The organism is Microbacterium sp. MMO-113, from assembly GCF_037148555.1.
Classification (GTDB): Bacteria; Actinomycetota; Actinomycetes; order Actinomycetales; family Microbacteriaceae; genus Microbacterium.
The window spans coordinates 30,387-55,034 of sequence record NZ_JBBCTD010000004.1; the positions used below are offsets into that span (position 1 = coordinate 30,387).

Consider the following 24,648-nt stretch of genomic DNA (forward strand, 5'->3'; position numbering starts at 1 on the left):
CGATAGGGATGTCTGATGCCGCCGATAGCCTGAGGGCATGGCCACCCGGAAACCCGCTCCCCCCGCGTACGTCTGCACCGAGTGCGGGTGGACGACGGCGAAGTGGGTCGGTCGCTGCGGGGAGTGCCAGCAGTGGGGCACGGTGCAGGAGCAGGCCGCGCAGACCGGCATCCTCCGACGCGTGAACGCGCTCGCTCCGACCGCCGATCGCGCGGCGCGCCCGATCACGCAGATCACGACGCAGGACGCGCCGCGCCGCACGAGCGGGGTCGGCGAGTTCGACCGGGTGCTCGGCGGGGGCATCGTGCCGGGTGCCGCGATCCTCCTCAGCGGCGAGCCCGGCGTCGGCAAGTCCACCCTGCTGCTCGAAGTCGCCGCGCAGGCCGCGCGGAGCGGGCGTCGGGTGCTCTACGCGAGCGCCGAGGAGTCGCCGGCCCAGGTGCGCCTGCGGGCGGAGCGGACGGGGGCCCTGCACGATGAGCTCTACCTCGCGAGCGAGACCGACCTCGCCACCATCCTCGGTCACATCGACGATGTGCAGCCGCAGCTCGTCATCGTCGACTCCGTGCAGACCGTGTCGTCGTCCCTCACCGACGGCGCTGCCGGCCAGCCCAGCCAGGTGCGGGAGGTGGCCGCAACCCTGATCCGGGTGGCGAAGGAGCGCGATCTGCCGATCATCATCGTCGGGCACGTGACGAAAGACGGCCAGGTGGCGGGGCCGCGGGTACTGGAGCACCTCGTCGACGTGGTGTGCCATTTCGAGGGTGACCGCCAGACCTCGTTGCGCTTCATCCGCGCGCTCAAGAACCGCTTCGGTCCCACCGACGAGGTCGGCTGCTTCGAGATGACCGGAGACGGGATCGCCGAGGTCCCCGACCCCTCCGGTCTCTTCCTGTCGCAGGGCGCCTCCGAACCCGGGACCTGTGTGGCCATCTCCCTCGAGGGCCGTCGTGCCCTCCCCGTCGAGGTGCAGGCGCTCACCGTGCCGAGCAACGCTCCGAACCCGCGCCGCATCGTGCACGGCCTCGACTCCTCACGGGTGGCCATGGTGCTGGCGATCCTGGAGCGACGGGCGGGCGTGCCCACCGGCAGCCTCGACGTCTACGTGTCCACGGTCGGCGGCGTGCGCTTCACCGAACCCGCGGCCGACCTCGCCATCGCGATCGCCGTCGCCGGGTCCATCCAGATGATCTCGGTTCCGCGCACGGTCGCCGCCGTCGGCGAGCTCAGCCTCGCGGGCGAGGTGCGGCCGGTGACGCAGGCGGCGCAGCGGCGGTCCGAGGCCGCCCGACTCGGCTACGAGCAGGTGGTCGATGACCGCTCGAAGACCCTGCGCGCGGCGCTGGGCGACATCCGGGCACGCAACAGCACCCGTCGTCCCGACCACGATATCCCGCCGTTCTGAGCCGGAGGACCGCCCGGGTCAGGCGTCGAGCGCCTTGAGCAGCTCCACCGGGTCGGCCTGCATCGGGTGCGGTCCCGCGATGTCGAGGAACACGGTCGTGATCGGGTGCGCGGAGAGGAAGGCGCGCAGCCAGGCGGCGTCGTAGATGCCGACGCCGGGCGGCAGGTTCGCGGGCTTGTTCTTCGCGTCGCTGAAGAGCAGCAGAGCGAGGTCACCCGAGTTCGGGTCCCGATAGGTCCACACCTCGCCGCTGTCGAGCGGGTTGTCACGGGCTCCGGGCTTGATGAGCGGGACGACCGTGGTGCCGTGGCGCAGCGCGAGGGCGACGGCGGCGACGTCCTGCTTCTCGAGGGCGAGCGCCAGAGCCTCCGACCGGAAGTCCTCGGGCGCGGGCTTCTTCTTCGCGGACTTCGACTTCTTCGCTGCCATGGTTCCAGCTTAGGCATCGGGGCGGCGTGGCGGCGCCGGAGAAAGATTGGGGCCCTCTCGAGTCCTCCATTGGGGACTGGGGTACTCGAGAGGGCCCTCGGACTCTCGAGCGGCGGTGTCGAAGCGCTGGGGACGCTGTGATTCGACGCCACTGGGGATGGCATGTTGCCGCATAGCGGGAGAGTCACCTCTATGGTATCCCAAAGACCGGGCCCTGTCAGCACAAGTACCGGTCGGGGCTCTCAGAACAGAAGGATCTGGGTGGTGGTGGCGCTGGGGAACCCACCGATGGACACACCCACGTGATATGAGGAGCCACCGCCGGGCGCGCGCTGCCGGTTCTCCTGCGCGCAGGTCTCGACGCTGGATCGGGTGCGATCCCAGACCACCGGCTCCTTGCTCACCACGGTGGACCCGGCGGTGAGTGTGGCGATCATGCTGCTCGGGTTCTCCTGGCAGTCGGTCGAACGCCACCACACGTCCGAGCCGCTGGAGACCGTGAAGACCTGGGTCGTGGAGCCCACGTCGATCGTGCAGTCCCTGGCACCCTTGTTGGTCAGCGAGATGGAGAGCTTCGGCGACGCGCCGTCGGCGTACGACTCCGCGTCCGTCACGGCCTTCACCTCGACGTCCTTCGCCTCGCACGCGACGACAGCCGGAGTGGCGTCGGTGGATGGCGAAGGCGCCGGGGAGGCCGAACCGGACGGCGTGGGTCCGGGAGAGGCGGAGGAGGTCGGCGCGGGCGCCGGCTCCTGCGCGCCGGTGGCCGCCCACGGCCGGGCGATGAGGAGCCAGACGGAGCCGCCGACGAGCGCGACGACGAGGATCAGCCCGAGCAGCACGACCAGCCGCCGACGGCGGTACACGGCGGCGGAGTGACGGGGCATGCCTCCAGGTTAAGCGATCCCCCTCCGCGAGCCTGGGAGGCGCGAGGCGGTCGGCCCGGCCTCAGAGCACCTTGAGCATGCGCGTGTTGCCGAGCGTGTTGGGCTTCACGTGCGCCAGATCGAGGAACTCCTCGACTCCGGCGTCGCCACTGCGCAGGAGCTGCGAGTACACGTCGGGGTCGACGACCTGTTCCCCGATCGGGGTGAAGCCGCGACGCCCGAAGAAGTCGACCTCGAACGTGAGGCAGAACAGGCGGGTGAGCCCGAGCGCGCGCGCGTTCTCCTCGAGCTGCTCGACGATCGCCCGTCCGACGCCGTGGTGGAGCCAGTCGTCGCGGACGAGCAGGGTGCGCACCTCGCCGAGGTCCTCCCAGATCACGTGCAGAGCCCCGCAGCCGATCAGCTCACCGTCGGCCTCGGCCACGACGAACTCCTGCACGGCGCCGTAGAGCACCGCGAGGTCCTTGCCGAGCAGGATGCGCTGCTCCACCATCGGCTGGAGCAGGTTCCGGATGCTGACGATGTCGGCGCTGCGGGCCGGCCGGACGATGTACGCGCTCACCCGACCAGCCTAGGACCCGCCCCTCCCGACGACTCCCAGACGCGGCACAGCTTCGGAGATCCCGGCCGACACCCCGGCGCCAGGGAGCCGCGCCCCGTGTGTCGTCTCTCATCTCCGAAGCTGTGCCCAGACGCGACGGGGTGGAGACGACGAAGGGGCGGATGCCGTCGCATCCGCCCCTTCGGGTGATCGTGTCGAGGATCAGTCGTTGCCGGTGATCGCCAGGTCGGGCGTACCCGAGATCGCGCCGCCGCCGGTGTTGACGCCGACCGCGACCTTCTCGCCGCGCGGGCCGTGCTCGAACAGGAACTCCCCGTCCTTCGCGTCGACCTTCACGTGGTCACCCGAGTCGAGCTCGCCGTGCAGGATCTTCTCCGACAGACGGTCCTCGATCTCGTGCTGCATCGCGCGACGCAGCGGACGAGCACCCAGGGCCGGGTCGAAGCCGATCTCGATCAGGCGCTCCTTGGCGGACTGCGACAGCTCGATCGTCATGTCGCGGTCGAGCAGACGCTCGCCGAGGCGCTTCGTGAACAGGTCCACGATCTGCACCAGCTCGCTCTTGCTCAGCTGCGGGAAGACGATGATGTCGTCGACGCGGTTGAGGAACTCGGGCTTGAAGTGCCGCTTGAGCTCCTCGTTGACCTTGCCCTTCATCCGCTCGTAGCTCGTGGCGTTGTTGCCCTCGATCTGGAAGCCGACGGGGCCGCCGGCGATGTCGCGCGCACCGAGGTTCGTGGTCATGATGATGACCGTGTTCTTGAAGTCCACGATCCGACCCTGACCGTCGGTGAGGCGACCCTCTTCCAGGATCTGCAGCAGCGAGTTGAAGATGTCCGGGTGCGCCTTCTCGATCTCGTCGAAGAGGACCACGCTGAACGGCTTGCGCCGCACCTTCTCGGTGAGCTGGCCGCCCTCTTCGAAGCCCACGAACCCGGGAGGGGCACCGAAGAGCCGCGAGACGGTGTGCTTCTCGCCGAACTCGCTCATGTCGAGCGAGATGAGCGCGGCCTCGTCGTCGAAGAGGAACTCCGCGAGCGCCTTGGCCAGCTCCGTCTTTCCGACGCCCGTGGGGCCGGCGAAGATGAACGAGCCGGAGGGACGCTTCGGGTCCTTGAGGCCGGCACGCTGACGACGGATGGTCTTGGAGAGCGCCGCGATGGCCTCCTCCTGACCGATGACGCGCTGGTGCAGCGCCTTCTCCATGAAGACGAGTCGGCTGGACTCCTCCTCCGTCAGCTTGAACACGGGGATGCCGGTCGCCTGGGCGAGCACCTCGGCGATCAGGCCCTCGTCGACGACCGCCTGGGTCGCGACGTCGCCCGCACGCCACTGCTTCTCGAGACGCAGACGCTCGGCGAGGAGGCTCTTCTCCTCGTCGCGCAGCGAGGCGGCCTTCTCGAAGTCCTGCTCCTCGGAGGCGATCTCCTTCTGCTCGCGCACGGCGGCGATCTTCTCGTCGAACTCGCGCAGCTCGGGCGGGCTGGACAGGATCGACAGACGCAGACGTGCGCCCGCCTCGTCGATCAGGTCGATGGCCTTGTCCGGGAGGAAGCGGTCGGAGACGTAGCGGTCGGCGAGGTTCGCCGCGGCCACGATCGCGCCGTCGGTGATCTGCACCTTGTGGTGCGCCTCGTACCGGTCGCGCAGCCCCTTGAGGATGTTGATCGCGTGCGGCAGCGTCGGCTCGTTCACCTGCACCGGCTGGAAGCGGCGCTCGAGCGCGGCGTCCTTCTCGAAGTGCTTGCGGTACTCGTCGAGCGTGGTGGCACCGATCGTCTGGAGCTCACCGCGGGCGAGCAGCGGCTTGAGGATGCTGGCCGCGTCGATCGCGCCCTCGGCGGCACCCGCACCCACGAGGGTGTGGATCTCGTCGATGAAGACGATGATGTCGCCGCGCGTGCGGATCTCCTTGGTGACCTTCTTCAGGCGCTCCTCGAAGTCACCGCGGTAGCGGGAACCGGCGATGAGCGAGCCGAGGTCGAGCGAGTAGAGCTGCTTGTCCTTCAGCGTCTCGGGCACATCGCCCTTGACGATCGCCTGGGCGAGACCCTCGACGACGGCGGTCTTGCCGACGCCGGGCTCGCCGATGAGGACGGGGTTGTTCTTGGAGCGACGGGAGAGGATCTGCATGACCCGCTCCGCCTCCTTCTCGCGCCCGATCACCGGGTCGAGCTTGTTGTCGCGCGCGGCCTGCGTGAGGTTGCGACCGAACTGGTCGAGCACCTGCGAGCCGCCCTGCGCACCCGAGGGGGTGTCGTTGGACTGCGCGCCGACGGACGCGGGCTCGCGGCCCGGAGCGCCGGAGAGCAGCTGGATGACCTGCTGCCGCACCTTGTTGAGGTCGGCGCCCAGCTTGACGAGCACCTGAGCGGCCACGCCCTCACCCTCGCGGATGAGGCCGAGAAGGATGTGCTCGGTGCCGATGTAGTTGTGACCGAGCTGCAGGGCCTCGCGGAGGCTCAGCTCGAGCACCTTCTTGGCGCGCGGCGTGAACGGGATGTGGCCGGTCGGCTGCTGCTGACCCTGGCCGATGATGTCCTGCACCTGCTCGCGCACGGCGTCGAGGGAGATGCCGAGCGACTCCAGCGCCTTGGCTGCGACGCCCTCGCCCTCGTGGATGAGGCCGAGCAGGATGTGCTCGGTGCCGATGTAGTTGTGGTTGAGCATCTTCGCCTCTTCTTGGGCGAGGACGACCACTCGACGGGCTCGGTCCGTGAATCTCTCGAACATGTTGACTCCTTATTCGCACGGGGCGAAGACGCATGAAGCGCTTGTACATCGAGAGTAACGACCAGAAATGGCGGGTATGCCCGTGTTCGCCGTGGGCATAGCGAGGCCTTGACGGGTTTATCGACAGTCGTTATGTTAACGAAAGTCGATAAACACGGACTGGGAGGAGCCGACGTGCGGAACACGGAACGAACGCTGTCGACGGGGGACCGCGTGGCGCTGGCGCTGTTCATCCTGGTGGGAGCTTTCATCGCGATCACCTCCGTCTGCCTGGCCACGGTGCGGATCGTGGAGCTCACCTCACAGGCGACGATCCCTGTCAGCGTGGAGTTCATCGATGCGCCCGCGATCGCGACCGCAGACGAGGAGAGCCTCCCCGTCGTCATCGATGCGGGGGTGGTCACGGTGACCGGTCTCCCCGCGACCGGAGTCGTGCCCGGCGTGCTCGGCCAGATCGCGTTCGCGGTCACCGCGGCAGGACTCGTCGCCGCTCTGATCACCCTGAGCCTGCGCATCCTGCGCGGGACCGTCTTCGATCGCACGAACACGAGGCTGGTGATGGGGGCGGCCATCCTGGCCCTCGTGGGGGCGGCCGCCGCCCGCTTCTTCGACAACATGCTCGCCGGCGCCGCCATGGCCCAGGTGACCGAGGGGTCGTTCGACACCGCGGTGCTCACCGTCGAGCCGTTCCCCTATCTCCTCGGGGCCTTCGCCGCCGCCATCGTGGGGACGGTCTTCGTCGTCGGGGATCGCCTGCAGCGCGACACGGAGGGACTGGTCTGATGGCCGCCGTCACCGCCACCCGCTCCGAGCGGGCCGATGCGATCACCGTCATCCTCTATGCGGCGGCAGCCCTCGTGACTGTCGGCCTCGCGACGACGCTCCGCGTGGGCAGCACCTTCCGCGACGCCGGCATCGCGTGGTCGATCCCCATCGACGAACAGCCGATCTCGGCGACCACCGACTCCGGGCAGATCTCGATCGAGGGCATCGCGCAGGAGGCGATGGTCTTCGCGACGGGAGTGAACGGCGTGTCGATCGCCGCCATCGTCGCCGCCATCGCGCTGTGGGCTCTGGCCGCCGTCGCCGTCATCGGCGCGGTCACGCTCGTCGCCTGGAACTTCCTCCGCGGACGATTCTTCGTGGCGGGCAATGCGCGCGCCTTCGACGTGATCGGCTGGACGCTGGTGCTCGCACCGATGGCGATCGTGATGCTCGAGACGATGGGACGCAACGGCGTGACCGCGGCCCTCAGCCTGGGCGACGGCAAACCGGTGCATCCGATCGAGTTCTGGGCCGTCGCCCCCATCTTCGCCACCGGGGTCACCGTCGGCCTCATCGCCGTCGCCTTCCGTCGCGGCATCCGGTTGCAACAGGAGAAGGTCGTGCTGGAGAAGGAGACGGAGGGACTGGTCTGATGATCTCGTTCGGCTCGGAGGCCGTCTGGCCGTCTCTACTCAACATCGGGATCGCGCTCGCGGTGTGTGCGGCCGTCGTCGCCCTCGTGGTCTGGAACAGCCGTCGCCGTGGCAGCCGCACGGTCGCCCTCGACGCGGCGCTCACGCTGTCCGGGTGGTGGATCACGCTGTCCGCCCTGGGGGCGGTGTCGTTCGTCGTCAAGGCCTTCGCGGTGGACTGGGCGGAGTTGCACGGCCGGACGATCGTCTTCCTCGACTGGCCCTCGAGCCTCCCGTGCTCGGAGTACGGCGACAGCACGACGACGATGCTCACGTGCAGCGGCACGGAGCTGTCGGACTTCACGGTGGGCAACGCCTCGCTCGGGCTGCGCCTCCTCGCCGCAGCCGCACAGCTCAGCACCCTCGCCCTGACCACGATCCCCGCCGTGGTCCTCGCGCTCATCTGCTTCCACACCCTCCGCGGCCGCGCGTTCTCCCGCACCGTGACCCGCGCCCTCGTCGGGGGTGCGATCGCGTTCGCGGTGCTGGGCGTGCTCTCGGATCTCCTCAACGGCATCGCCGCCACCACCGGACTGCGCGAGGCCCTGCCGGCGGACAGCACCTGGTACCCGCACACCTACTGGCTCACCGTCACACCGCTGCCGTTCGCCGCGGCGCTCGGCCTCCTCGCCCTCGCCGCGGTGTTCCGTCAGGGCATGCGCGTAGAGCAGGAGCGGGCCGCCCTGGAGCGCGAGACGGAGGGCCTGGTGTGAGCCCGGCGGAGAGCGACGACGAGTTCACCGGCATCCACTGCCGTCTGGACGAGCTGCTGGTCGCCCGCGGGATGACGCTGACGGAGCTGAGCGCCGCCGTCGGCGTCAGCATCGTGAACCTGTCCGTGCTGAAGAACGACCGCGCCCGCGCGATCCGCTACTCCACGCTGCGGGCCATCTGCGAGGCGCTCGACTGCGAGGTCGGCGACCTCCTCGTCCTCGCCGACCGCTGACCCCTCTCGACCCACCCCCTTCCGCGCACCCCGGCCCCTTACGGACGCACGCAGGGGGCCGGGACGCACGAAGAGGGGTGGGTCGGCGGGCGGGCGAGCACGGTCACGCGGCGGATTGCAAGCCCCTTCTATGAGTCGGCTGTGAGTGAGTACGGTCTCCTCATGACCAGCACCCGCATCCCCTCGCGTCGCGGCCTCCGCCTCCTGGCGATCGTCCCGGCCGCTGCCCTCGCCTTCTCCCTCGCCGCCTGCGCCGGAGAGAGCCGTCCCTCGGTCGGCGAGGTCGCCGACGGCATCCAGAAGGTCTTCGAGGGCACCCCGCAGGAGGAGGCCATGACCGACGACGCCGCCACCTGCCTGGCGGAAGCCCTCGTCGACTCCGACCTCAGCGACGAGACGCTCGGCTACATCGCCGACGGCGAGGACAAGCAGCGGGACGAGGCCGACAAGGCCCTCACGACCCAGATCATCCAGGACAACCTCCAGGACTGCGTCACGCCCTGAGGGCGGCACGCAGCGAAGGGTGACGGCCTGGGAGGGCGGCCGTCATCCTTCGTCATAACCGCCCAGGGAATTCTCAGGCTCTCCTAGCGTTGAGCCTCATGGCGTGCACCCGGCGCGCCGCGATTCTGGAGTCCCCACCTCAATGAGCACCACCGCACGCGCCCAGAAGGCGCCAGACACCCGCGGGCCGGTCCGGAAGCTGCTGACCTCGTTCGGCTTCCAGATCATCGCCGCCCTCGTCCTCGGCATCGCCGCCGGTCTGATCGGCCGCCAGCTCGGCGCCACGGCCGAGAACCCGACCGGCCTGTCGGCGACCCTCGACACGATCGGCAGCTCCTACGTCACGCTGCTCCGCGCGGCCGTCGTCCCGCTGATCTTCACCGCGATCGTCGCCAGCATCTCGAACCTCCGTCGCGTGCAGAACGCCGCCCGCCTCGCCGGCCAGACGATCCTGTGGTTCGCGATCACCGCCTTCATCGCGGTCATCATCGGCATCGTCCTCGGTCTCGTGATCCAGCCGGGCAGCCGCGCCGGCGAGGGCCTGGAGCCGGGCGAGCCATACACGGTCGGCACCTGGTGGAACTTCCTCCTCGGCCTCATCCCGCAGAACTTCCTCGGCCTGACCGTCAGCACCTCCCCCGGAGCCACCGAGGGCGCGTTCACCTCGAGCGTCGGCTTCAACATCCTCCAGGTGATCGTGGTCGCGGCCGTCGTCGGCATCGCGGCGCTCAAGGCCGGCAAGAAGGCGGAGCCGTTCCTCGTCTTCACCGAGTCTCTGCTCAAGGTCATCCAGCGCGTGCTGTGGTGGATCATCCGCATCGCCCCGCTCGGCACGTTCGGCCTCATCGGCTCCGCCGTCATCAAGTACGGCTGGGAGAAGCTCGCGTCGCTCGGCTGGTTCGCGGCCGCCGTCTACATCGGCCTCGCGCTCGTGCTGTTCGTCGTGTACCCGATCCTGGTGCGCACGCACGGCCTCTCCATCAAGCAGTACTTCTCGGGTGTGTGGCCGGCGGTGCAGCTCGCCTTCGTGAGCCGCTCCTCCATCGGCACGCTCCCCCTCACGGAGCGCGTGACCGAGCGCAACCTCGGTGTGCCCCGCTCCTACGCCTCGTTCGCCGTGCCGCTGGGCGCGACGACGAAGATGGACGGCTGCGCCGCGATCTACCCGGCCATCGCCGCGATCTTCGTCGCGCAGTTCTTCGGCATCGAGCTGAACTTCGTGCAGTACCTGCTGATCGTGATCGTCTCGGTCGTGGGTTCCGCCGCCACCGCCGGCACCACGGGCGCGGTCGTCATGCTCACGCTGACGCTGTCCACCCTGGGTCTGCCGCTCGAGGGCGTCGGCCTGCTGCTCGCGATCGACCCGATCCTCGACATGGGCCGCACGGCCGTGAACGTCGCCGGTCAGGCCCTCGTCCCCGCGATCGTCGCGAAGCGCGAGGGCATCCTCGACGAGGAGCTCTACAACGCGCCGCGCGAGGGCCTGCCCTTCGCCGACGACTCCGGCGACGACGCCCCCGAGGCCGACGCCGCTTCCACCCCGGAGCCCGCCGGCGCACGCTGACCCGGTCTCCTCACGAGCGCCCCACCTTCCTCTCGAAGGTGGGGCGCTCTTTTCATCTCCCTCCCTGTCGAGCCACCCCTTTGCGTGCGCCCCGGCCCTCTACGCACGGGCGGAAAGGGGTGGGTCGACCGGAAGGGGGTGGGTCGAGGGGAAGGGGGGGAAGAGGAGAGGTCAGTTGCGGCTCAGGGGGCGGGTCGCGCCACGGGTGTCGAGTGCCAGCTCCTCGGCGTCCATGGCGGCCAGCAGCTCCCGCATGACCTCCTCGTCGAGCTCGCCGGCGTCCCGCTCCGCGACGAGGATCTCCCGCCGTACCTGCAGCCATCCCTTGGTCAGGGCGACGAGGTCGTCGTAGGACGGGCGGGCCACGGAGTCCTCGACCTGCTGCGCGTCGTCGGTGTCCTTCTCCACCCGGGTCATGCGCTTCGTGAACGCATCGAACATGCCGAGGTCGACCTCGCCGTGCTTCTGCTCCCACTCGCGGCGCTTCTCGGCGAGGTACGCCTTGCCGGCCTCGCGGCTCTTGGCCTTGACCATCTCCAGCGCCGCGACGTCCTCCTCGTGCTCCTCGTCCCCCGCGATCTCGAGCCGCCGGATGAGCAGCGGCAGCGTGAGGCCCTGCAGCAGGAGCGTGCCGACGGTGACGATGAAGGCGACGACGACGATGGCGTGCGAGGCCTCGGTATCGAGCCCGGCCAGATCGGCGGCGGCCACCGCGATCGCCAGGGTCACCACGCCCCGCATGCCGGCCCACGAGATGACCGCGTTGTCCTTCCAGGTGAGCCGCAGCCCGGCCATGCGCTCCCGCACGATCTGCGTCCGCAGCTCATCCGTGCTCTGGTCGCGCCACCGCCGGGACCGCCGTCGCCGTTCGTCGAACTCCCCGGACGCGATGCCGCGATCCATGCGGGCGAGCCGACGACGGTCCTGGAAGTTCGACCACGCGCTGATCGGATAGATGTAGAGCGGCCGGACGACGAGCACCACGAGCAGCACGGCGCCGGAGAGCAGGAGGATGTGCCCCACCGACTCGCTGCCGAGGTCGTTGAGCACCCGCGGGAACTGGAGGCCAATGTAGGCGAACACGAAGCTCTCCAGCAGCAGGTCGGCCGACAGCCACAGCGGCGCCTCCTGCTGCCGGGTCGTGTAGTCGGTGCGCGGGGCGTTGAAGCCGACGAACAGCCCCATGGCCACGACCGCGAGGACGCCGGAGCCGAGCAGATGCTCCGCGATGTTGTACGCACCGAACGGGGCGAGCAGACCGAACGTGCCGATAACCACCGGGTCGCCGATGCGCATCCGGAGCTGGTGCAGGACGATCCCGAAGATCAGCCCGATGCCCACCCCCACACCGACGGCCAGGAGGAACTGCCCGATGCCATCCCAGATCGACAGCGTCGCCCCGGCGAGGATCGCGGCGAACACCCGGTAGAGCGTGAGCGAGGTCGCGTCGTTGATGAGGCTCTCCCCGGACAGCACCGTCATGATGCGGCGGGGCAGACCGAGACGACGGCCGATCGCCGCCGCCGACACCGCGTCCGGCGGGGCGACGATGGCGCCCAGCAGCAGCGCGCCGGGCAGCGTGAGCGACGGCAGGATCCACCAAGCCACGAGCCCCACGGCGAACGCGGTGAGCAGCACGAGCCAGATCCCGAGGCGACGGATCTGCGGCAGGCTGCGTTTGAACCCGACGAACGACACGTCGAGGGCGGCGGAATACAGCAGCGGCGGCAGGACCAGCCCGAGCAGCAGGTGCCCGTCGATCTCCAGCTCCGGCACGAACGGCAGGAACGACGCGGCGAGCGCGACGACGGTCACGAGCAGCGGAGCCGGCCATCCGCGCCACCGCGCGACGGCGGCCACGGCGACGGCTCCGACGAGGACGTAGAAGATCCCGGCTTCCATGCGGAAAGCGTAGCGGCGTCGTCGGCGCCCCCTGTCGCCGCAGGGTGGCCCGAGTGTCAGTCGGGTTCCGGTCCGCCCGCGTCGAGAGCCTGGCGGAGGCCCGCGTTCTCATCCTGCAGGTCGAGGACCCGGGCGATCCCGGCGATGTTGATGCCGTCGCCGCGGAGCGCGGCCGCGCGGCGCAGACGGGTGATGTCGTCGTCGCTGTAGCGGCGCGTGCCGCCGTCGCTGCGGGCCGGCGCGAGGAGTCCCTTGCTCTCGAAGAGCCGGATCGTCGCCTCTGGCAGGTCGACGAGCTGGGCGGCCACGGCGATGCCGTAGAGCGGGGTGCGCGAGTCGGGTGCGGTCATCCGGGAGTCCTCGGTTCGGGGGTTGCGAAGTTTCTACGCGTGTTCTATAACAAATCTATACCTGAAGTGCAGATAATCTGCACGCCACCTCAGCCCTTGCAGGGCCGCACGAAAGGAGAACCTCATGGCACTGACCTTCGATCCCTTCAGCCAGCTCGATCGCTTCGCCGCGAGCGTGCTGGACTCCGTGCGCGCGCCCCGGTCGATGCCGGTGGACCTGTACCGCGACGGGGACCGCTACATCCTGCACGCCGACCTGCCCGGAGCCGACCCCGGCTCCATCGACGTCGACCTCGACGGCGGGCAGCTCACGATCCGCGCCCAGCGCACGGCCGACACCCGCGAAGGCGTGCGCTGGCTCGCCCGCGAGCGCGGGGCCGGGTCGTTCCTGCGCCAGTTCTCGCTCGGCGACGGTGTGGACCTCGACAACATCAGCGCCTCGTACGAGAGCGGTGTCCTGTCGGTCGTCATCCCCGTCAGCGAGCGGGCGAAGCCGCGGAAGATCACCGTCGAGTCCGGCGAACAGCGCCAGGCGATCGACGCCTGATCCCCCGGGGGCGGTGCTGCGGCACCGCCCCCGCTGCTCTCCTCTCTTCCTACGGAAAGGACGACCCATGGCACTCTCCTCGACCCTCGACCATTTCCTCGCCGACATGGAATACCCGGCGACCCGCGACGACCTCCTGCGCGAAGCCACGCGGGACGGGCTGCCGGCGGAGGACCGCGCCGCACTCCGCGACCTGCCGGAGCAGAGCTTCAGCGCCGCCTGGCTCATCCGCTATCGCCTCGCCAGGAACGCTCTCGCCGACGCGCTCACCCCCGCCTCGCGCCTCGCCGCCTAGGGAATGCCGGAGCGGCCGCCGAGGTTGCATCCGGGGATGAACGACGTCGCCCTCTCCGTCCTCGACCTCGTGCCGGTCCGCTCCGGCCAGACCAGTGCCGAGGCCATCACCGCCTCCCTCTCCCTCGCCGCGACCGCCGACCGGCTCGGCTATCGCCGCTACTGGTTCGCCGAGCACCACAACATGCCCGCGGTCGCCTCGACCACGCCGCCGGTCCTCATCGCGGCTGCCGCCACGCGCACCTCGCGCATCCGCCTCGGCTCCGGCGGCGTGATGCTGCCCAACCACGCGCCGCTGATCGTCGCCGAGCAGTTCGCCGCCCTCGAAGCCATCGCGCCCGGCCGCATCGACCTGGGCCTCGGCCGCGCCCCCGGCAGCGACCCCGTGATCACCCAGCTCCTCCGCGGGTCAGGGACCACCAGCGACGTGGAGCAATTCCCCCGCCACGTGCAGGACATCGCGGCGCTCTTCACCGCCGACGGCGCCACCGTGCGCTTCACCTCCGGCGGGGAGTACACCGTGCGGGCGACCCCCGCCGCGACCGGGGTGCCCGAGGTGTGGCTGCTGGGTTCGAGCGACTACTCCGCACAGCTTGCCGCCTCCCTCGGCCTGCCGTACGTGTTCGCGAACCACTTCTCCGGACAGGGCTTGGAACGCGCCCTCGACCTCTACCGCACGAACTACCGTCGGAGCGAGGAGCACCCGGAGCCGCGGACCTTCCTCACCGTGAACGCCGTCGCCGCCCCCACGGCGGAGGAGGCCGAGGCCCGCGCCCTCCCGCAGCTGCGGATGATGGCGCGGCTCCGGCTCAACCAGCCGCTCGTCGCGCTCGAGACCGTCGAACAGGCCCTCGCCGCGGAGCACGACGCCGCGACCGATCAGGTGGTCGAGGCCGCGCGGTCGCGGTGGTTCGTCGGCACCGGGGAGTCCGTCGCCGCCGAGGTGCGCTCCTTCGCGGCGACCTACGGGGTGGACGAGGTCATGCTCTCCCCCGTCGCCGGGGCCTACGACGCGGAGCCGAAGGACTCGGCCGCGGGGCGCGCTCAGACGCTGGAGCTCGTCGCCGGCGCGTGACCCGCGTCGCGCGGGACGGGAGTTCCGTCGCGGGATCACTAACGCTCCCCCACACGGCTGAGACGGCACATTTCTGATCCCGCGTCCGATCGGTCGCTTGGTGCGGGATCGATAACGGTCCCCCGCGCACGTCCCGCGGCACCCTTCTGATCCCGCGCGCCTGCCGTCGTCGTCGTCGCCGCGGACCCCTCGCTGTGTCGGCATACGGGACGGAAAGCGTGCCTTCGGCCGCGGCCAAAGGGACATTTCTGATCCGGCGCGGGAGCAGGACCTCCGCCACAATCGCCAGTCAGTCCGTGTTTTCCACAAAAGCCGGGCTGAGGACGGTCCTCCGCCGGGACGCCGATCATGCACGGACAGCATGGACGGATGCGACACCGTGTGCCCCTCCCGCCCGAGCTCGGCCCTCACTTCGCCGTCCGTGATGCCGCTGCCATCGGGGTCGGGCGGAAGAGATACTCCAGCCGAGACCTCGCGCGACCGTTCGCCGGAGTGCGATCGACAGGGGAAGCCTCCACATTCGACGGTCGAGTCGCCTCCTACCTGCCGCGTCTTCGCGAGGGTCAGGCGTTCGCCGGGCGCACGGCTCTCCGACTGTGGAGACTCCCCGCGTCCGTCCGATGGTCCCCCGATGAGCCCCTCGACGTCGCCGTGCACACCGGGACCTCGCCGCCCCGGACGATCGGTGTCCGAGGGCGCCGCATCGCGCCGGGAAGGGCCGACACATGGCACCTCCACGGAGTTCCGACGGTGGATCCGGTCAGCGCACTTTTCCTCTGCGCGCGGGAGTTCGTCTCCGTGCCGATGGTCGTCGCGCTCGACGCCCTGCTCACATCGTCCGACGCCTATCCGGGGCTGCGGACGGGTCGGCCGGTCGCCACCATCGAGACCATCGATCGACAGCTAACGCGATGGGGGCGGTTTCCCGGGTGCGGTCGCATACGCGATGGGCTGGCATTCGCACGACCGGGCGTGGAGTCGCCGAAGGAGACCGAGACCCGGCTGCTCCTCACGAGCTTCGACCTCCCGGAGCCCGCGATCCAGCACGTCGTCTCCGTGGACGGACGCTTCCTCGCCCGGGTCGACCTCGCCTACCCCGAATGCCGCATCGCCATCGAGTACGAGGGCGATGGCCATCGGACGGACCGTGATCAATGGCGGATCGACATCCGGCGTCAGCGCGACCTTGAGGACCACGGATGGCTCGTGATCCGCGTCACCGAGCTCGATCTGCGCGACGGTGGCGCCGCCCTCGCCGCCCGTGTGCGTCGCGCATTCACGGTTCGCCACGGCATCCGGGGTTGAGGCGTGCTCACGGATGGGCGTTCGGTCCTCTCCGCGATGAGGGGGCTGGCTCCGGATGTCAGGGAGGCGTAGCCTCGGCGGCAGAGAGAGGGGTTCGACGATGAGCACCAAGACACTCGCACTCTGGGTCGCGTACGGGACGAACGGGGTGGTGGGGAGCATCCGCCACGATGAGAACGGCTATGTGGTGACCATGGCGGGAGCGGACGCGGCGTCCGGGACCTATCCCAGTCTCGCCTCCGCGAAGGGCGCGCTGCACGCTCGTATGCTGCCGGGCAGCGCCTGGCCGCGATTCCAGGAGCACTGACCCGCTCCTCGTCGTGCGGGATCGAAAGAGTGCCTCCCCGGACGGCATGAGGTGCAATGTTGATCCCGGCAGTCCGAGCGGCGGGGCGTTCCGGCTGGAAAACGGGCGCAGATCGTTCGGCGAACGCGCGTTATCGATCCCGCACGCGGGAGGCACGCACGCGGGAGGCACGCGGGTGCGGGCCGCGTCAGGACTCGGGTTCGCCGGAGAGGATGCCGCGGAGCCAGTCGCGGGCCTCGATGAAGACCTCGTCGGAGTAGCGGTCGGGATACTGCACGATCTGCCGGTCGGCACGCGGGTACGACCCGAGGAACACCACGCGGGGGCTGAAGCGACGGATCCCGAGCAGGGCGTCGGCCATCCGCTCGTGCTCGATGTGGCCGTCCGCGTCGATCACGAACCGGTACCGGCCGAGCTCGTCGCCAATGGGCCGCGACTCGATGAGCGAGAGGTTGATGCCGCGCGTCGAGAACTGCTCCAGCATCTCGAGGAGCGAACCAGGGTGGTCGTGCGGGAGTTCGACGATCAGCGAGGTCTTGTCGGCACCGGTCGGCGCGGGCGAACGCGTGGTGCGGGTGACGAGGACGAACCGGGTCACGGCCGCCGCGTTGTCGCCGATGCCCTCGGCGAGCACCTCCACGTCATAGTGCTGCACGATGCCGGGGGCGGCGATCGCGGCCTGCGCGGGCGAGGTGCCGTCGAGGACGCCGATGGCCGAGGCGACGTTGCTCGCCGCCGGCACATGCGAGTGGGTCGGGAGGTGTTCACCGAGCCATCCGTGGCACTGCGCGTAGGCGACGGGGTGCGCGGCGATGACCTCGACCTGGTCGAGTGTCGTGCCACGCGGTGCGACGAGGACGAAGTTCACCCGGACGAGGTACTCGCCGATGATCCGGAGCCCTGGCAGCGTCGCCAGCGCATCCTGGGTGGTGGAGACCCCGCCCTCGATGGAGTTCTCGATCGCGATCATGGCGGCGTCGCTGCGTCCTTCGAGGACGTCCGCGAGCGCCTCGCCCACGTTGTGCACCGGTCGCCAGTCCTGCCCCCTGGCTTCGGCCACCTGGTCGAGCGCCGCCTCCGTGAAGGTTCCGGCCGGTCCGAGGTAGCTGTAGGTTCGGCGTGCAGTCACGGCGTTCAGCCTATCCTTCGGTGACTCATCGCAATCGCGCATGTCAAGCCGGATGCGAGCATCCGCCGCACGGGGCAGACTGAGAGCATGAGCAGCCGTGCCGGCCTCCCCGCGGAGGAAAGTGACCTGATCGACGTCGACGAGCTGATCGCCGCCTACTACGACCGCGTGCCGAATCCGGATGTCGCGAGCGAGCGGGTCGTGTTCGGCACCAGCGGGCACCGCGGCTCGTCGCTCACGAAGAGCTTCAACGAGAACCACATCCTCGCCACGACGCAGGCCATCGTCGACTACCGCGCCGCGCAGGGCATCACCGGTCCGCTCTTCCTGGGGCGCGACACCCACGCGCTCTCCCTCCCGGCGGAGCGCAGCGCCATCGAGGTCCTGCTCGCGAACGGCGTGGACGTGCGCGTCGACGCCCGGGACTCCTGGGTGCCGACCCCCGCGCTGAGCCACGCGATCCTCACGTACAACCGCGACCGCGCCGCCGACGACCCGGGTCGCGCAGACGGCATCGTCGTGACCCCCTCGCACAACCCGCCCCGCGACGGCGGCTTCAAGTACAACCCGCCCCACGGCGGTCCCGCCGACACCGATGCGACGGGCTGGATCGCCGACCGCGCCAACCAGCTCATCGCGGACGGCCTGACCGCCGTGCGCCGCGAGCGCTTCGCCGACGTGGACTGGGACGCGATCACCGGATACGACTTCCGCGACGCCTATGTGCGCGACCTCCCGTCGATCATCGACATCGAGGCGATCCGCCGCGCCGGCGTGCGCATCGGCGCGGACCCGCTGGGCGGCGCGTCGGTGGAGTACTGGTCGCTGATCGCCGAGATGCACGAACTCGATCTCACGGTCGTCAACCCCGAGGTCGACCCCACGTGGCGCTTCATGACCCTGGACTGGGACGAGAAGATCCGGATGGATCCGTCGTCGCCGTCGGCCATGGCATCGCTCGTGGCGAAGAAGGGCGACTACGACATCCTCACCGGGAACGACGCCGACGCGGACCGGCACGGCATCGTCACCCCCGACGCCGGGCTCATGAACCCGAACCACTTCCTCGCCGTCGCCATCGACTACCTCTTCTCGCACCGGGAGCACTGGCCGCGCGAGGCCGCGGTCGGCAAGACGCTGGTGTCGTCGATGATCATCGACCGCGTGGCCGAGTCGCTCGGACGGCGTCTGCTCGAGGTTCCGGTCGGCTTCAAGTGGTTCGTGCCCGGACTGCTCGACGGCTCCGTGGCGTTCGGCGGCGAGGAGTCGGCGGGGGCCTCGTTCCTCCGACACGACGGCTCCGTGTGGTCCACCGACAAGGACGGCATCCTCCTCTGCCTGCTCGCGGCCGAGATCCTCGCGGTGACCGGCAAGACCCCTTCGCAGCGCTACGCGGAACTGGAGGACGCCTTCGGCTCGTCCGCCTACCAGCGCGTCGATGCTCCGGCGACCCCCGAGCAGAAGGCGACGCTCGGCAAGCTCGCCCCGGAATCGGTGACCGCGACCACGCTCGCCGGCGAGGACATCATCGCGAAGCTGTCGCACGCCCCCGGCAACGGTGCGGCGATCGGCGGCCTCAAGGTGCAGACTCCGCACGCCTGGTTCGCCGCGCGGCCGTCCGGAACCGAAGACGTGTACAAGCTCTACGCCGAGAGCCTGCGGGGCCCGGAGCATCTCGCCGAGGTGCAGGCCGAGGCCCGCGCCGTGGTGTCCGCCGCCCTCGGCGACTGAGCCTCCCTCCCGCGGCGCCGTCTCCCGGGCGTGCTGCGGGATCGAAACCGCTCTCCTCGGCAGCCGCCGGGGGGAGTTTTCGATCCCGCGCCGTGGGGGCGCCGGTGCGGGATCAAGAAGGACCCTCGTCAGCGTTTCGCGGGAGCATTCCTCATCCCGCACGCCGGACCGTCGAGTTCCGCGCACGCTCGGGCGACGGGGCCCCTCCTGTTGTCGCGCGTCGGACCGTCGGCACCGATCCGTCCGCCACTCCCCGCGCGGGATCGAAAACGGGCTCGCCGGGGGTTCCGGAGGGGCCTTTTCGATCCCGTCCCGCCGACCACCCCTGGGGCGGGATCGAAAACGGGCCCGGGGGACGCTGGGGAGGGGCCGTTTTGATCCCGCACGCGGGCGGGGGGGGACGGGGCGGGACGGGGGCGGGACGGGGCGGGGTCAGTCGGCGTCGGTGGAGGAGCCGAGGAGCTCGCGGACGCGGCTGGAGACGCGGTGGAACTCCTCCGTCTCCAGCACATCGGCGTAGCCGCGGCGGGCCGGAAGGTCGACGCGGTGCTCCTCCAGGATCCGTCCGGGGCGCGGCCCCATCACGATGACGCGGCTGGCGAGGTAGACCGCCTCCGCGACCGAGTGGGTCACGAGCAGCACGGTCGTGCCGGTGGCGCTCCAGATCCGGTTGAGCTCGACGTTCATGCGCTCGCGCGTGAGGGCGTCGAGGGCACCGAACGGCTCGTCCATGAGCAGCACCCGCGGCTCGTGCAGCAGCGCGCGGCACAGCGACACCCGCTGCTGCATGCCTCCGGAGAGCTCGTGCGGCAGCGACTTCTCGAAGCCGGTGAGCCCGGTCATCTCGATGAGCTCGTCGGCACGGGCCTGGGCCTTGCGCATGTCCATCCCGCGCATCTCGGCCTGCAGGAGGATGTTGCCGCGGACGCTGCGCCATTCCAGAAGCGCCGCCCGCTGGAACACGTAGCCGATATCCTGCCGCGGACCGCGGACCTCGTCGCCACGCAGCCGGATGCTGCCGCGGCTCGGAGCGGTGAGGCCCGCCACGGCCTTCAGGAGCGTCGATTTGCCGCATCCCGAGGGCCCGGCGATGGAGAGGAACTCCCCCTCCTCGACGCGGAGGTCTACGCCCTCGAGAGCCGTGACCTGGCGGCGCTTGGAGGCGAAGGTGATCGCGAGATCCGAGACCTCGAGCGCCGGAGCGGTGCTCGTGGCCGCGGGTCCGCGTTCCTGCTGAACGTGAGTGTCCATGACGTTCGGTCTCACTTACCGGGGGTGAACGAGTCGTCGAAGTAGGTGTCCACCTCGCCGTCGCCCGAGATGAGCCCGGCCTCGGACAGCACCTCCAGCGTGGACTCCCAGTCCTCGGTGGCGTTCGCGCCAGGAGCCTGGCCCTCGGTGGCGTCGGTGTGGAGCAGCTCGATGGTCTCCTCCCACTGGTGCAGCAGGACCTCCTGCGAGGGCATCTGCGGGTCCTTGCCCTCCATCGCGGCCACCGCCGCCTCGGGGTCCTCCTGCGCCGCCGCGAAGGCCTCGGAGGTCGCCGCGACCAGCGCCTCGACGAGCTCCGGGTCGTTCTCGATGGTGTCGGTCGGGGCGATCAGGCCGTTGCTGAAGAAGTTCAGGCCGGCGTCGGAGTAGCGCAGGTACTCGACGTCCTTGCCGCTCTTGTCGGCGATGGTCGGGCCCTGGTCGTGCGCGAACCCGATGAGGCCGTCGACCTTGCCCGAGAGCATGGCGGCGATCTTCCCCGCGGCGTCGAGGTTCTGCTGCGTCACATCGCCCTCCTCCAGGCCCACCGCCTCGAGGTACATCGGGAAGGTGGTGGTCGGGGCGTCGCCCGCGGAGACAGCGATGGTCTTGCCCTTGAGGTCTTCGGGGCTGGAGATGCCGGAGTCGGCGAAGACCTGCACGGCCGACGGCGTGGTCTGCAGGAAGACGCCGACGCTCTTGATGCCGACGCCCTTGTCGATGTTCGCGAGGACGGCCGGGGTGTCCGCCCAGCCGAAGTCGACCTGCCCCTGCCCGACGGCCTGTGCGGTCTTCGTCGACCCCTGGCCGGCCTTGATCGTGAGGTCGATGCCGTGCTCCTCGAAGATGCCCTGGTCGACGCCGTAGTAGAAGGCCGCGTGCTCGCCGTACGGGTACCAGTTGAGCATGAGGGTGACCGGCGTGAGCTCGGCGCCGTCACCGTCGCCGGAGCTCGCCGGGGCCGTCGATCCTCCGCAGCCGGAGAGGGCGAGCACCGCGACGGACGCGAGGGCGATCGAGCTGAGGATGGTGCCTGACTTCTTCATCAGTGCCTTCTTTCGTGGGGGCGAGGGGGGTCAGAGTCGGACGGTGGCCGCGGCGACGTCGCGCTTGGAGGCGTGCCACGGGATGAGGAAGCGCTCGGCGATCTGGATGATGCCGAAGAGGATGACGCCGAGCAGCGACATGATGATGAGCGCGGCGAAGAGCATGGCGGTGTCGAGGTTGCCGTTGGCCTGGAGGATCACGTAGCCGAGGCCCTCGTTCGCGCCGACGAACTCGCCGACGACGGCACCGGTGACCGCGAGCGTCGCGGCGACCTTGAGGCCGGAGAGGAGCTCGGGCAGAGCCGCGGGCAGACGCACCTTGAGGAAGGTCTTGAAGCGGCTCGCTCCCATGGTCGATGCGAGCTGGAGGATCTCCGGGTCGACGGTGCGCAGACCCGCGAGGCCCGAGATGACGACAGGGAAGAACGCCATGAGCACGGCCACGAGGATCTTCGGCTCTGCCCCGAACCCGAGCCACACGACGAACAGCGGGGCGATGGCGATCTTCGGGATGACCTGCGCGAAGAGGATGACGGGATAGAGCGTCTGCTCCAGGCCTCGCGAGTAGACCATGAGCACCGCGACGAGGACGCCGACGACGACCGCGATGACGAACCCGATCACGGTCTCGTAGGTGGTGACCCAGGTGTTCTGCGCAAGGTAGGCGGCGTTGTCGGTGAAGGCGGCCCAGGTGTCGGCAGGCGACGGGATGATGAAGGCCGGCACCCACCCGAGGCTCGTGGAGACCCACCAGAGCGCGAGCACCGCGAGCACGAAGACGAGCGGGTGCCAGTGGCGGCTCCACCAGCGGACGATGCCCGGAGGCTCGGGACGATCGGCGGCCAGCGCCAGGGTCATGGTCGCGGAGGGGGCAGACGACATGGGGTCCTCGACATCTTCGTGAAGGATTCGGGAAAGCGCATTCCCGTTCGGTGTTGCGAGTCTATGCCGACGCTTCTGCCGTGTCAACGCATGGCCGCGGCCGCACCGTCGTCGCCCCCTCGGGCGGGGCGTCCTGGCCGGTCACCGCGTCCGGGCGAGAGCCGCGCCCGCGACCCGCAGCCAGCGTGCGGGGTCGGTCAGGGCGGCGGTCGGCGACCCCGCCAGCGCGGTCAACGACATCGCCTCCGCGAAGAGGCTCGTATCCGCGTCGTCCGCGATCCGACCCGCCGCGAGCAGAGGACGCGCCCCTGCCTCGGCGGCGAGCGCGGCGAGGAACGACGGCACCTTCCCGTCGCCCGACTGTCCGTCGTAGGATCCCTCGCCGGTGATCACGACCTCGGCGCCCCGCACGGCCCCGGCCAGATCGATGAGGGCCGCTACCTCGGCCGCCCCCGGAGCGAGGACCCCGCCCCAGCGCACGAGCGCGGCCCCCGTCCCTCCGGCGGCACCCGCGCCGGGCAGCGCCGGATCGACGGGAAGGAGGGCGGCGAGGTGCGCGAGCGCGTCGTCGACACGGGCGATGTCCTCCGGTGCCGTGAGGCCCTTCTGCGGACCGAACACCGCCGCCGCTCCGCGGGGGCCGACGAGCGGATTCGTGACGTCGGTCAGCACGCGGACGTCGGGTGCCGTGCGCAGCGCCCCGAGGTCGGCCGTGACGATATCCACCAGACCACGCGCGCCCCGCGCCACCGGCTCACCGTCCGCGTCGAGGAAGCGTGCCCCGAGAGCGGTGAGCATGCCGGTGCCGCCGTCGGTGGAAGCGCTGGAGCCGATGCCGAGGATCAGGCGCGAGACGCCGTGATCGAGGGCTGCGGCGATCGCCTGCCCGAAGCCGGTCGTGTCGGCCTCCCAGGGGCGCAGACCGTCGAGGAGCTCGATGCCCGAGGTCGAGGCGATGTCGACGACGCCCGTGCCGCCGGGGGCGTCGGTCGTGCTCGGCAGGAGCAGCCACGACGTCTCGACGGGAGCGCCCGCCGGACCGTCCACCGTGACCGGCAGGCGCTGTGCATCCGGTACGGCCGTCGCGAACGCCGCGACGGTCCCCTCCCCGCCGTCGGCCATCGGGCGGAGGACGATGTCCGCGGCCGGCTCGACCTCCCGCCAGCCGTCGGCGAGTGCCGCGGCCGCCTCGGCCGCGGTGATCGTGCCCTTGAAGCTGTCCGGAGCGATGACGACGCGGGTCATGCCCCGAGCCCCGGGGTGCTCGCTCGGACGACCACCTCGAGGGGGAGCGTCGGCTGCTGCCAGTCCTCGTCGACGATCGCGCGGAAGGCCTGGTACCCGGCGTCGCTCAGCGGCACGCAGACCGTGGTGAGGGCGGGGGTGACGTCGCGGCTCGAGGGCACGTCGTCGAAGCCGCAGACCGCGATGTCCGTGCCGACCTCACGGCCTGCTGCGCGGATGGCCGCCATCGCGCCGATCGCCACGACGTCGCTGATGCCGAACACGACGGTGCCCGCGGGGACACCGGTGGCGAGGGCCTCGGTCATCGCCGCCGCCCCGGACTCCCGACGGAAGTCTCCGCGGACGGTCTGCGCGACCTCTCCGCCGCCCTCCGCGAAGCCGGCGCGGAAGCCCGCCAGCCGGTCGTCCGAGGTCCGCACGCCCTCCGCCGCCCCGACGAGCACGGCGGAACGATAGCCGAGTGCCGCCATGCGACGACCGAGCGCGGCGGCCCCGGCCCGGTTGTCGATCTCCACCCGGCGATCGCCGTCGCCGTCCGCACCGAAGGCGACCACACGGCCGCCGAGCCGGGTGAACTCGGCGAGCTCGCGGGCGGTCTCGGCCTGCCCTTCCTCCTGCGTCCGCGAGGCGGCGAGGATGAGGCCCTGCGGTCGCTGTCCGCGCAGCGCGCGGACGATCCGGGCCTCCCGCGCCGGATCGCGCTCGGTGATGGCCACGGTCACGACGAGGCCCTGCTCGTCGGCTCCGCGGGCGACGCCCGAGGCGATGAGACCGAAGTAGGGGTCGGCGATGTCGGCGACGAGGAGCGCGATCACCGGCGAGCGTCCGCGGGCGGTCGCCTGCGCGGAGACGTTGGCCGTGTAGCCGAGGGCTGCGGCGGCGGCCTCCACCCGTTCCCGGAAGGGGGCGGCGACCTTGCGTTCGGAACCGTTGAGCACGCGCGACGCGGTCGCCAGGGACACTCCGGCCTCGAGTGCGACGTCGTGCAGCGTGGGTGCCGGTCCCCGCGCGTGACGGGGGCGGCGCGCGGCCGGCGGCTCTGCCGGAGTGACGGGCGGGGTCATGCTCCGAGCCTACCGACGGCGCCGGAACCGCTT

At 70.4% G+C, this 24,648-nt stretch carries 25 protein-coding genes; 13 read left to right on the forward strand and 12 right to left on the reverse strand.

Annotation, left to right across the window (positions count from 1 at the left end):
* Positions 1 to 37: 37 nt before the first annotated feature.
* The gene (gene radA / locus WFJ36_RS13845) at positions 38 to 1,405 is read left to right on the forward strand and encodes a DNA repair protein RadA (RefSeq protein WP_336643509.1); all 1,368 of its coding nucleotides are present in this window, start codon (positions 38 to 40) and stop codon (positions 1,403 to 1,405) included.
* A gap of 18 nt (positions 1,406 to 1,423) precedes the next feature.
* On the opposite strand, the gene WFJ36_RS13850 is transcribed toward radA, so the two are convergent.
* From WFJ36_RS13850 to WFJ36_RS13865, 4 genes are all read right to left on the reverse strand, one after another.
* Positions 1,424 to 1,834 (reverse strand): dehydrogenase, encoded by a 411-nt coding sequence (locus WFJ36_RS13850; RefSeq protein WP_071329951.1) that lies wholly within the window; start codon positions 1,832 to 1,834, stop codon positions 1,424 to 1,426.
* 242 nt (positions 1,835 to 2,076) lie between these two features.
* Complete coding sequence (locus tag WFJ36_RS13855; protein WP_336643510.1) at positions 2,077 to 2,721, reverse strand: hypothetical protein; 645 nt, start codon at positions 2,719 to 2,721, stop codon at positions 2,077 to 2,079.
* 61 nt (positions 2,722 to 2,782) lie between these two features.
* A complete protein-coding gene (locus tag WFJ36_RS13860; protein WP_259955273.1) occupies positions 2,783 to 3,283 on the reverse strand; it encodes an amino-acid N-acetyltransferase in 501 nt (166 codons plus the stop codon).
* A 201-nt stretch (positions 3,284 to 3,484) separates the two neighbouring features.
* Complete coding sequence (locus WFJ36_RS13865) at positions 3,485 to 6,016, reverse strand: ATP-dependent Clp protease ATP-binding subunit (RefSeq protein WP_071329948.1); 2,532 nt, start codon at positions 6,014 to 6,016, stop codon at positions 3,485 to 3,487.
* 174 nt (positions 6,017 to 6,190) lie between these two features.
* Here WFJ36_RS13865 and WFJ36_RS13870 point away from each other — a divergent pair, with 174 nt between their 5' ends.
* The 6 genes from WFJ36_RS13870 (at position 6,191) to WFJ36_RS13895 (ending at position 10,487) form a co-directional block, all read left to right on the forward strand.
* Positions 6,191 to 6,799, forward strand: coding sequence for a hypothetical protein (locus WFJ36_RS13870; RefSeq protein ID WP_336643511.1), 609 nt, complete (start codon positions 6,191 to 6,193; stop codon positions 6,797 to 6,799).
* On the forward strand, positions 6,799 to 7,434 hold the full coding sequence (locus WFJ36_RS13875; RefSeq protein ID WP_336643512.1) for a hypothetical protein: 636 nt from the start codon (positions 6,799 to 6,801) through the stop codon (positions 7,432 to 7,434). The genes WFJ36_RS13870 and WFJ36_RS13875 overlap by 1 nt, the downstream gene beginning before the upstream one ends.
* Complete coding sequence (locus WFJ36_RS13880) at positions 7,434 to 8,186, forward strand: hypothetical protein (RefSeq protein WP_336643513.1); 753 nt, start codon at positions 7,434 to 7,436, stop codon at positions 8,184 to 8,186. The genes WFJ36_RS13875 and WFJ36_RS13880 overlap by 1 nt, the downstream gene beginning before the upstream one ends.
* On the forward strand, positions 8,183 to 8,419 hold the full coding sequence (locus WFJ36_RS13885; protein WP_071329944.1) for a helix-turn-helix domain-containing protein: 237 nt from the start codon (positions 8,183 to 8,185) through the stop codon (positions 8,417 to 8,419). The genes WFJ36_RS13880 and WFJ36_RS13885 overlap by 4 nt, the downstream gene beginning before the upstream one ends.
* A 162-nt stretch (positions 8,420 to 8,581) precedes the next feature.
* Positions 8,582 to 8,923: a hypothetical protein gene (locus WFJ36_RS13890; RefSeq protein ID WP_292790617.1), complete on the forward strand. Its 342-nt coding sequence runs from the start codon at positions 8,582 to 8,584 to the stop codon at positions 8,921 to 8,923.
* A gap of 142 nt (positions 8,924 to 9,065) precedes the next feature.
* Complete coding sequence (locus WFJ36_RS13895) at positions 9,066 to 10,487, forward strand: dicarboxylate/amino acid:cation symporter (protein ID WP_336643514.1); 1,422 nt, start codon at positions 9,066 to 9,068, stop codon at positions 10,485 to 10,487.
* A 171-nt stretch (positions 10,488 to 10,658) separates the two neighbouring features.
* Here WFJ36_RS13895 and WFJ36_RS13900 read toward each other — a convergent pair whose 3' ends face one another.
* A complete protein-coding gene (locus WFJ36_RS13900; protein WP_071329942.1) occupies positions 10,659 to 12,389 on the reverse strand; it encodes a cation:proton antiporter in 1,731 nt (576 codons plus the stop codon).
* A 56-nt stretch (positions 12,390 to 12,445) separates the two neighbouring features.
* Positions 12,446 to 12,739 (reverse strand): MerR family transcriptional regulator, encoded by a 294-nt coding sequence (locus WFJ36_RS13905; RefSeq protein WP_071329941.1) that lies wholly within the window; start codon positions 12,737 to 12,739, stop codon positions 12,446 to 12,448.
* A 124-nt stretch (positions 12,740 to 12,863) separates the two neighbouring features.
* On the opposite strand from WFJ36_RS13905, the gene WFJ36_RS13910 reads away from it, so the two are divergent.
* The 5 genes from WFJ36_RS13910 to WFJ36_RS13930 all read left to right on the forward strand — a co-directional run bounded on the left by WFJ36_RS13910 (position 12,864) and on the right by WFJ36_RS13930 (position 16,267).
* A complete protein-coding gene (locus WFJ36_RS13910; protein ID WP_060922486.1) occupies positions 12,864 to 13,286 on the forward strand; it encodes an Hsp20/alpha crystallin family protein in 423 nt (140 codons plus the stop codon).
* A 67-nt stretch (positions 13,287 to 13,353) separates the two neighbouring features.
* Positions 13,354 to 13,581, forward strand: a complete 228-nt coding sequence (locus WFJ36_RS13915; RefSeq protein WP_071329940.1) for a DUF2795 domain-containing protein — start codon at positions 13,354 to 13,356, stop codon at positions 13,579 to 13,581.
* A gap of 36 nt (positions 13,582 to 13,617) precedes the next feature.
* Positions 13,618 to 14,655: an LLM class flavin-dependent oxidoreductase gene (locus WFJ36_RS13920; RefSeq protein ID WP_336643515.1), complete on the forward strand. Its 1,038-nt coding sequence runs from the start codon at positions 13,618 to 13,620 to the stop codon at positions 14,653 to 14,655.
* 972 nt (positions 14,656 to 15,627) lie between these two features.
* Positions 15,628 to 15,960, forward strand: coding sequence for a hypothetical protein (locus WFJ36_RS13925; protein WP_336643516.1), 333 nt, complete (start codon positions 15,628 to 15,630; stop codon positions 15,958 to 15,960).
* A 100-nt stretch (positions 15,961 to 16,060) separates the two neighbouring features.
* Positions 16,061 to 16,267, forward strand: a complete 207-nt coding sequence (locus WFJ36_RS13930) for a methyltransferase (protein WP_336643517.1) — start codon at positions 16,061 to 16,063, stop codon at positions 16,265 to 16,267.
* A gap of 187 nt (positions 16,268 to 16,454) precedes the next feature.
* On the opposite strand, the gene pheA is transcribed toward WFJ36_RS13930, so the two are convergent.
* Positions 16,455 to 17,438 carry a prephenate dehydratase gene (gene pheA, locus WFJ36_RS13935; protein WP_336643518.1) on the reverse strand — a complete coding sequence of 328 codons (984 nt, stop codon included), beginning with the start codon at positions 17,436 to 17,438 and terminating at the stop codon, positions 16,455 to 16,457.
* 45 nt (positions 17,439 to 17,483) lie between these two features.
* Here pheA and pgm point away from each other — a divergent pair, with 45 nt between their 5' ends.
* The gene (pgm, locus tag WFJ36_RS13940) at positions 17,484 to 19,127 is read left to right on the forward strand and encodes a phosphoglucomutase (alpha-D-glucose-1,6-bisphosphate-dependent) (protein WP_336643519.1); all 1,644 of its coding nucleotides are present in this window, start codon (positions 17,484 to 17,486) and stop codon (positions 19,125 to 19,127) included.
* A gap of 432 nt (positions 19,128 to 19,559) precedes the next feature.
* Here pgm and WFJ36_RS13945 read toward each other — a convergent pair whose 3' ends face one another.
* The 5 genes from WFJ36_RS13945 to WFJ36_RS13965 form a co-directional block, all read right to left on the reverse strand.
* Positions 19,560 to 20,378, reverse strand: coding sequence for an ABC transporter ATP-binding protein (locus WFJ36_RS13945; protein ID WP_060922883.1), 819 nt, complete (start codon positions 20,376 to 20,378; stop codon positions 19,560 to 19,562).
* 11 nt (positions 20,379 to 20,389) lie between these two features.
* Complete coding sequence (locus WFJ36_RS13950) at positions 20,390 to 21,424, reverse strand: ABC transporter substrate-binding protein (protein ID WP_292791377.1); 1,035 nt, start codon at positions 21,422 to 21,424, stop codon at positions 20,390 to 20,392.
* A gap of 30 nt (positions 21,425 to 21,454) precedes the next feature.
* Entirely contained in the window at positions 21,455 to 22,306 is an 852-nt protein-coding gene (locus WFJ36_RS13955; RefSeq protein WP_025105461.1) for an ABC transporter permease, read from the reverse strand.
* 141 nt (positions 22,307 to 22,447) lie between these two features.
* On the reverse strand, positions 22,448 to 23,551 hold the full coding sequence (locus WFJ36_RS13960; RefSeq protein WP_336643520.1) for a glycerate kinase: 1,104 nt from the start codon (positions 23,549 to 23,551) through the stop codon (positions 22,448 to 22,450).
* Positions 23,548 to 24,615: a LacI family DNA-binding transcriptional regulator gene (locus WFJ36_RS13965; RefSeq protein WP_336643521.1), complete on the reverse strand. Its 1,068-nt coding sequence runs from the start codon at positions 24,613 to 24,615 to the stop codon at positions 23,548 to 23,550. Before WFJ36_RS13965 ends, WFJ36_RS13960 begins: the two co-directional genes overlap by 4 nt.
* Between the last annotated feature and the right edge of the window lie 33 nt (positions 24,616 to 24,648).